The following is a 7,189-nucleotide window of genomic DNA, read 5'->3' as shown; positions in this document are numbered from 1 at the left end:
GCCAAGCATTTATTCAGTGAAAACCCCGGTCTCGTTGAGATCGGGGTTTTTGCGTTTGGGGCCGGGGCCCGCACTGGGCCTGCATACAGCAGCGGTGCCCACCGCCTCATACACCGGGCCAGGCCAAAGGAGCATTATCGGTGGGCTGAAGAGCCTCTCGAGTGCATGATGGCGGGGTATGGAGGTGTTCAGTCCACCGTATTATCGGACCAGGCATCGATCAGGCTTTCCTTGAAATTGAGGAAGTCATATTCGACGATTCCCAGAAACGCCAATGCTGCATTGACGGTTGTGCGGCGATCATCAGCCTGAACACGCCAGAAATAACGATATTCGGCGCTTACGTCTTGTGCCAATGCCAGTGCTGCCAGCAGGTACAGCGCCTGCTCATCCACCTTGATTCGGTCACACAGGGCATCCTGTGCAACTGGCTGTAGGCGAATGGCGTCGGCAAGGTGTGCTGGCAGCAGCCAACGTTCCACCATCCGTGCACCAACCTGATAGTGTGAAAACCGGAACTGCAGCAGCTCCTGTCGGTGCAGCGCAGCCGGATCCTGGCTGGAGCTGCGATGCAGACAATCCCGAAAGCCGTCGAAAGCCTGTACCATTAGTGGCAGGCCGCAATCATGCAGCATGCCCAATGCCTGCATTTCGTCAGGGTCGAGTGGCAGTGCAAAGTGGCGAGTTAAGGTGACGGCAACCTGGGACACATCTCTGGCCGTGTCCCAGAAGCGCTCCATACGTCCGGTCTGGCTCAGAGTGTTATGCAGCATGGTCAGGCGTGCTAGGTTGAAGACACGGACAATCCCCAACAGGGAAATCGCGTGCCGTATCGAAGTGACCTGTACCGACAGGCCGTAATAGGGGCTATTCACCACTTTCAAGATGGCCGCATAGATGGCGACATCCTGGCCGATCAAAGTACAGATGCGCTCAAGGTTTGGATCTTCCCGACGGCACTCTCGTGCCAGCTGCAGCAGAATTTCCGGTTGTGGCGGGATCAGCGAGTTGAACGTTGTGCCTGTCATGTAGCGTGTGTCTCCAACGGTATTCACGGCTTGTCTGCTTCTGCGGCACTCAGTATAGTGCCGCCCAGTTCAGGATTCAGCAGGATATGTCATGAAGGTTGAGAACCCTCACAGAAAGCCCTTCGTCGCCCGTGGCTCGGGTGTTGTGCGTTGTGAAGACTGTCGTTTGCCGCAAGAGGTGTGTATCTGTGAGTGGCGCTTTACCGTGCCAGCCAAATGCCAGTTCTGGCTGCTGACTCATCGCTATGAACTGTACAAGCCGACCAATACCGGTCGCCTGATCATGGACTCGATTAAGCACACGCGCCTCTTCGAATGGTCCCGTACGGAACCCTGTGAGCAGCTGCTGGCCGCCCTGGCTGATGAGTGTTATGCGCCCTGCCTGGTATTTCCGGCAGGGGAAGATTACCGGGAACGGATGATCGAAGATCCGGCAAACGATCCGCGCATGCCGGATGCGCGCATTCCGGTGTTCATTATTTTGGATGGAACCTGGCGGCAGGCGCGACGGATGTTTCGTCATAGTCGTTACCTTCAGCACTTGCCGGTCATCGAGCCGCGGACGGATCGCTTGAGCCGCTATCAGCTGCGGCGATCAACCATTGATCATCACCTGTGTACGGCAGAGGTGGCGGTGGCATTGCTGGAACAGGTAGGGGATCAGGCAGCGGCAGACCACCTGGAAGGGTATTTCGAGCGCTTCAACAGCCGTTATATCGCGACCCGGCGGCGCTGGGCCAGGCGCGAGCTGGAGTAGCTCCGCCCGGCCTGAAACCTCAGTGGGTTTCTTCAGCGGCCGGCTGTTCTTCGGCGCGCTGCTGCATCTGCTGAGCATACAGGGCGTCAAAGTTGACCGGAGCCAGCATCAACGGCGGGAAGCTCGCCTTGGTGACGAAGTTGTCAACCGCTTCACGGGCATACGGGAACAACAGGTTGGGGCAGAAGGCGCCCAGGGTGTGGTGCAGTTCCGGTCCTTCCAGACCCGCGATCAGGAAGATGCCCGCCTGCTGGATTTCCACCAGAAATGCCGTTTCGTCCGCGTTCTTGGCGGTGACGGTCAGCGTCAGCACGACTTCGTGGTGCTTTTCGTCCAGCGCGTTGGTACGGGTATTCATTTCCAGATTGATTTCCGGCTGCCAGGGCTGGGTAAAGGCCTTGGCACCCGACGGAGTTTCCAGCGACGCATCCTTGATGTAGACACGCTGCAGGGCAAATTGAGGCTGGGTCGCGTTTGCTTCGGACATCGTTGAATCCTTGTATCGGTCTTGTTGTTGGGGTCAGTCGGCCAGCAGTGCGTCGAGCTGTCCCTGGCGCTCAAGCGCGAACAGTTCGTCGCAGCCGCCCACATGGGTCTGGCCGATGAAAATCTGCGGTACTGTACGCCGGTTGCTGCGCTGCATCATCTCCTGGCGCAGGGCTGGATCAGTATCAACATCAATCACGGTGTACTTCACCTGCTTGCTGTCCAGCAGGGCGATGGCGCGGGTGCAGAAGGGGCACCAGCGGGTCAGGTAAATGGTTGTCTCGTTCATGGCTCTCACTTGATGATCGGCATGTTCTGGCCTTTCCACTCGGTCATGCCACCACTGAGGCGAACGACTTGGCTGAAGCCGGCAGCCTTCAGGGTCTTGGCAGCGCTGCCGGCGGCCTGGCCCAGGTTGCAGACCACAATCAACGGCTTGTCCTTGTACTTGTCCAGCTCGCTCATGCGGCGGTCCAGATCGGCCAGGGGGATGTGATGGGCGCCGGTAATGCGGCCGGTGTCCCACTCCTTGCGAGTACGGATATCCAGTACCACGCCGTCTTCCTTGTTAATCAGGCGGGTGGCTTCCGCCGGCGTGACCGACTTGCCGGCCTTGCGTTTTTCAGTGGCCAGCAGAATGAGCAGGGTCAGTACCCAGGCACCGACCAGATAATAATGCTGTGTTGCGAATTCGATCAGGCGTTCCATAGTCGTTCCGGTCAAAAGGGCGGATAGAAAGTAGGTCAGTATACAATGCCACCGGGACAGCGATAAGGGCATGCCGGCAAAAGCTGGCGGCGCTGCAGTTCGCTTCTCGGCCCGCAAGACAGTAAAATGGTTGCCTGTTTTTTAATCGACCGGACAGACAACGCAACCATGACTGATGCACGCGCAACCAAGGCTCTGATTATTCTTGACGGCTTCGGCGTGGAGTCCACGCCTTCCTCGGCCATTGAAGCGGCCCACACCCCGACCTGGGATCGTCTGCTGTCGCAGCATCCCAATTCACGCATTCAGACATCCGGCATGGCGGTTGGCCTGCCGGATGGCCAGATGGGCAACTCCGAAGTGGGGCACATGAACATCGGTGCCGGTCGTACCGTGTATCAGAACTTTACCCGTATCTCCAAATCGATTGCGGATGGCGACTTCTTCGAGAACGCGGCGCTCTGTGACGCCATGGACAGAGCGATCGCGGCCGGCAAGGCCGTGCATGTACTGGGTCTGCTGTCGCCGGGCGGCGTGCACAGCCATGAAGAGCATATCTTCGCACTGCTGGAAATGGCGGTGAAGCGTGGCGCCAAGGATGTGTATCTGCACGCTATTCTGGACGGCCGCGACATGCCGCCCCGTTCGGCCGAGCCTTCGCTGCAGGCCGCTGAGGCCACCTTCGAGCGCCTGGGGACCGGCGCCATCGCAACGGTGGTCGGTCGCTACTATGCCATGGACCGCGACAACCGCTGGGACCGTGTCGCACTGGCCTATAACGCCATGACACAGGGGCAGGCGCCGCAGCAGGCGACGTCGGCGGCGCAGGCACTGGCGGACGCATATGCCCGCGATGAGAACGACGAGTTTGTTGCCGCGACGGTCATTACCGATGCCGCAGGCCAGCCGGTAGCGCGTGTACAGGACGGCGATGCCCTGATCTGTGCCAACTTCCGTCCCGACCGCGCCCGCGAGATTACCCGCTGTTTCGTGGATGACAACTTTGACGGTTTTGAACGCCCGACGCGTCCGGCGCTGGGCGGCTATGTCATGCTGACCGAGTACGCCGCCGATATTCCGGCGCCGGTGGCTTTCCCGCCGCAAGCGATCCGCAATGACCTGGGCGAATACCTGTCCGGCCTGGGCAAGACCCAGCTGCGCATCTCCGAAACTGAGAAATACGCCCATGTCACCTTCTTCTTCAACGGTGGCCAGGAAGCGGTTTATCCGGGTGAGGACCGTATTCTGGTCCCCTCGCCACAGGTCGCCACCTATGACCTCAAGCCGGAGATGAGTGCGCCGGAAGTGACCGAGAAACTCTGTGCAGCAATTCGCAGCGGCAAGTACGACCTGATCGTGTGCAACTTTGCTAACGGTGACATGGTGGGGCATACCGGCAACTTTGATGCTGCCGTACAGGCGGTGGAAGTGGTGGATCAGAGCCTGACCCTGGTGCTGGCGGCGCTGGCGGAGGTACAGGGTGAAGCCCTGATCACGGCCGATCACGGCAACGTGGAACTGATGCGTGACCCCAACAGTGGTCAGCCGCACACGGCCCATACCACCTGGCCGGTGGCGCTGATCTATGCCGGTCCCCGTGACGAGCAGTTGCAGCTGGCCGATGGTGCTCTCTGTGACCTGGCACCGACGCTGCTGGCGTTGATGGGGCTGGACGCGCCGGTCGAAATGAGCGGTCACTCCCTGGCCACACTGTCCTGAGTCGCGCGTTCGTGTCCCCCGGCTGCCGCTGGCTGCTGCTGTGTTGTCTGAGCCTGGGCGTTGCCGGGCTTGAGGCAGCCCAGGACCCGGCCAGCACCGAGCGCGAGCTCAAGGCGGTCACACAGCAGATTGACCGTCTGCAGGAACGTCTGAAGCAGCGTCAGCGGGTGCTGGCCAAAGCGGAAGCTGAACTGCGTCGCTTTGATACCCGTATCGGTGAGGTGCAAGCACAGCTGCGTGCGCTCAATGATCGCCAGCAGCAGCTCAAGCAGCGCCGCAGTGGTCTGGGGAATGATGAGACGCGTCTGGCCGCACAGGTACGTGAGCAGGAGGCTCTGGTACGGGATTTGCTGCGCGAGCATTACAAGCTGGGCCGCCAGCCCGGTATCGAACTGCTATTATCCCAGCAGGACCCGCATAAGCTGGACCGCATCCAGCATTACTATGACAGTGTGACAGCACGCCTTAATACCCGGCTGGAAGCATACCGTGCAGCCTTGAATGAGCTGACACAAACGCAAAGCGCAATTGTCAGTACAGATGCAGAATTGCTGGCGACACGGACCCGGCTGCAACAACAGCGTGATGTACTGGCCGAGGCACGCAAGGGACAAGCCATCACCCTTGCAACCCTGCGTCGCGCTCACGGCAGTGACAGCGAAAAACTGAGTCGGCTCAAAGCCAACCGGGCCGAGCTTGAAGCCGTACTCAAGGAGATCCGGCGCTCGCTTGAACAGATCAAGCTCAAGCAGGATGGGCTCAAGTTCAGCCAGCGCAAGGGCAAGCTAGCCTGGCCGGTCAAGGGACGCGTGAAACGTGCATTCGGTAGCCGGGTGGACAACATCCAGTACGAGGGCCTGCTGGTGGAGGCTGCTGCCGGAACACCGGTCAAGGCCGTCCATCACGGCCGTGTGGTCTTTGCCGATTGGCTGCGGGGCTACGGCCTGGTGCTGATTGTCGATCATGGTGATGGCTACCTGTCTCTGTATGGTCAAAACGACAGCCTGCTGCGTGAGCCTGGAGAATGGGTCAACACCGGTGAACAACTGGCGCTGGCTGGCAACAGCGGCGGCAGTACGGAACCGGGGCTGTATTTTGCCATCCGATACAAGGGGCGTTCGATCGACCCGATCGTCTGGCTGGAACGGCGTTAACTTACTTGCAGGGAATTCGATGATGAAGCTAATGAGTCGCACACCGCTTGCTGCCGCCCTCTTGGGCTGCGCTCTGAGCCTGTCACAGCCGGCTGCTGCCCAGCCGCCCGCGGCCGAACAGGCCACCGACAAGCCCCTGCCGCTGACAGAGCTGCGCATGTTTGCCGATGTCTTTGATCGCATCAAGCAGGCCTATGTGGAGCCGGTGGATGATCGTCAGCTGCTGGAAGATGCTATTCGCGGCATGCTGACGGGGCTGGACCCGCACTCGGCCTATCTTGAGGCAGAGGCATTCGAAAGCCTGCAGATTCATACTCGGGGCGAGTTCGGCGGGTTGGGCATCGAGGTGGGCCTTGAGGATGGTTTCATTCGTGTCATTGCTCCGATCGACGATACTCCGGCCCAGCGTGCCGGTGTACGAGCCGGTGACCTCATCATCAAGCTTGGCGAAACCCCGGTACAGGGCATGGACCTGAACGAGGCGGTCGACCGCATGCGGGGTGAAGTCGGCACGACGATCCGTCTGACCATCATGCGCGACGGTCTTGATCAGCCGCTGGAGCTCGAGTTGGAGCGGGACGTGATCAAGGTACGCAGCGTGCGCCACGAAATGCTGGAGCCGGGTTACGGTTATCTGCGTATTTCCCAGTTCCAGGCCCATACCGGCGAGGATCTGGTGGCGGCCATCCACGACATGCAGCGGGCGGGCGACCTGCACGGGCTGGTGTTGGACCTGCGTAACAACCCCGGTGGGGTGCTGCAGGCAGCCGTGGCCGTCAGCAACGCGTTTCTGGACGAGGGGCTGATCGTCTACACCGAGGGGCGCTTGCCCAACTCGGAGCTGCGTTTCAATGCCAACACCGAGACGGCTGCAGCGGACACCCCGCTGGTAGTGCTGATCAACGGGGGCAGTGCCTCGGCCTCCGAGATCGTGGCGGGTGCGTTGCAGGATCATCAGCGGGCGGTATTGATGGGTACGGACAGCTTCGGCAAGGGCTCGGTACAGACCATCCTGCCGCTGGCCGAAGACCGTGCCATCAAGTTGACCACGGCACGCTATTACACGCCGGGCGGTCGCTCGATCCAGGCACAGGGCATCCAGCCGGACCTGCGCGTGGAAGATGCACGCTTGACACCGATCGAGCATGGCAGCCGCATCAAGGAGCGCGATCTGGCCGGCCATCTTGAGAACGGCAGATCAGGTCAGGACGCGGCGAGCACAAGCAGTGCAGAGCGTACCGCACGTGATTTCCAGCTCTACGAAGCTTTGAACCTGCTCAAGGCGATGCAGATCCTGCAGCGCGTACCGGCGGCTGACTGAGCAGCACGCCGGCTGC

General features: G+C 60.4%; 8 protein-coding genes. 4 read left to right on the top strand and 4 right to left on the bottom strand.

Annotated features, from left to right (window positions below):
- Positions 1-188: 188 nt before the first annotated feature.
- The gene (locus tag KTN04_RS15015; RefSeq protein WP_217336052.1) at positions 189-1,055 is read right to left on the bottom strand and encodes an HDOD domain-containing protein; all 867 of its coding nucleotides are present in this window, start codon (positions 1,053-1,055) and stop codon (positions 189-191) included.
- A gap of 64 nt (positions 1,056-1,119) precedes the next feature.
- Here KTN04_RS15015 and KTN04_RS15010 point away from each other — a divergent pair, with 64 nt between their 5' ends.
- On the top strand, positions 1,120-1,785 hold the full coding sequence (locus tag KTN04_RS15010) for a tRNA-uridine aminocarboxypropyltransferase (protein WP_217336051.1): 666 nt from the start codon (positions 1,120-1,122) through the stop codon (positions 1,783-1,785).
- A gap of 19 nt (positions 1,786-1,804) precedes the next feature.
- Here KTN04_RS15010 and secB read toward each other — a convergent pair whose 3' ends face one another.
- From secB to KTN04_RS14995, 3 genes are read right to left on the bottom strand one after another with little or no spacing between them, the layout of a single operon-like run.
- Positions 1,805-2,272, bottom strand: coding sequence for a protein-export chaperone SecB (gene secB / locus KTN04_RS15005; protein WP_217336050.1), 468 nt, complete (start codon positions 2,270-2,272; stop codon positions 1,805-1,807).
- A gap of 33 nt (positions 2,273-2,305) precedes the next feature.
- Positions 2,306-2,560 (bottom strand): glutaredoxin 3, encoded by a 255-nt coding sequence (grxC, locus tag KTN04_RS15000; RefSeq protein WP_217336049.1) that lies wholly within the window; start codon positions 2,558-2,560, stop codon positions 2,306-2,308.
- Between the two features lie 5 nt (positions 2,561-2,565).
- Positions 2,566-2,979: a rhodanese-like domain-containing protein gene (locus tag KTN04_RS14995; protein WP_217336048.1), complete on the bottom strand. Its 414-nt coding sequence runs from the start codon at positions 2,977-2,979 to the stop codon at positions 2,566-2,568.
- 168 nt (positions 2,980-3,147) lie between these two features.
- Between KTN04_RS14995 and gpmI the strand changes: the two genes are divergently transcribed.
- Genes gpmI through KTN04_RS14980 form a run of 3 tightly spaced genes read left to right on the top strand, consistent with a single transcriptional unit; the run spans position 3,148 to position 7,173 of the window.
- Positions 3,148-4,698 carry a 2,3-bisphosphoglycerate-independent phosphoglycerate mutase gene (gpmI, locus tag KTN04_RS14990; RefSeq protein ID WP_217336047.1) on the top strand — a complete coding sequence of 517 codons (1,551 nt, stop codon included), beginning with the start codon at positions 3,148-3,150 and terminating at the stop codon, positions 4,696-4,698.
- 11 nt (positions 4,699-4,709) lie between these two features.
- Positions 4,710-5,852 carry a murein hydrolase activator EnvC family protein gene (locus KTN04_RS17315; RefSeq protein ID WP_217336046.1) on the top strand — a complete coding sequence of 381 codons (1,143 nt, stop codon included), beginning with the start codon at positions 4,710-4,712 and terminating at the stop codon, positions 5,850-5,852.
- 22 nt (positions 5,853-5,874) lie between these two features.
- A complete protein-coding gene (locus tag KTN04_RS14980; protein WP_217336054.1) occupies positions 5,875-7,173 on the top strand; it encodes a S41 family peptidase in 1,299 nt (432 codons plus the stop codon).
- Positions 7,174-7,189: the final 16 nt, after the last annotated feature.

Source organism: Marinobacterium weihaiense (assembly GCF_019061305.1).
GTDB lineage: Bacteria > Pseudomonadota > Gammaproteobacteria > Pseudomonadales > Balneatricaceae > Marinobacterium > Marinobacterium weihaiense.
This window is presented reverse-complemented; position numbering and strand designations above follow the sequence as displayed.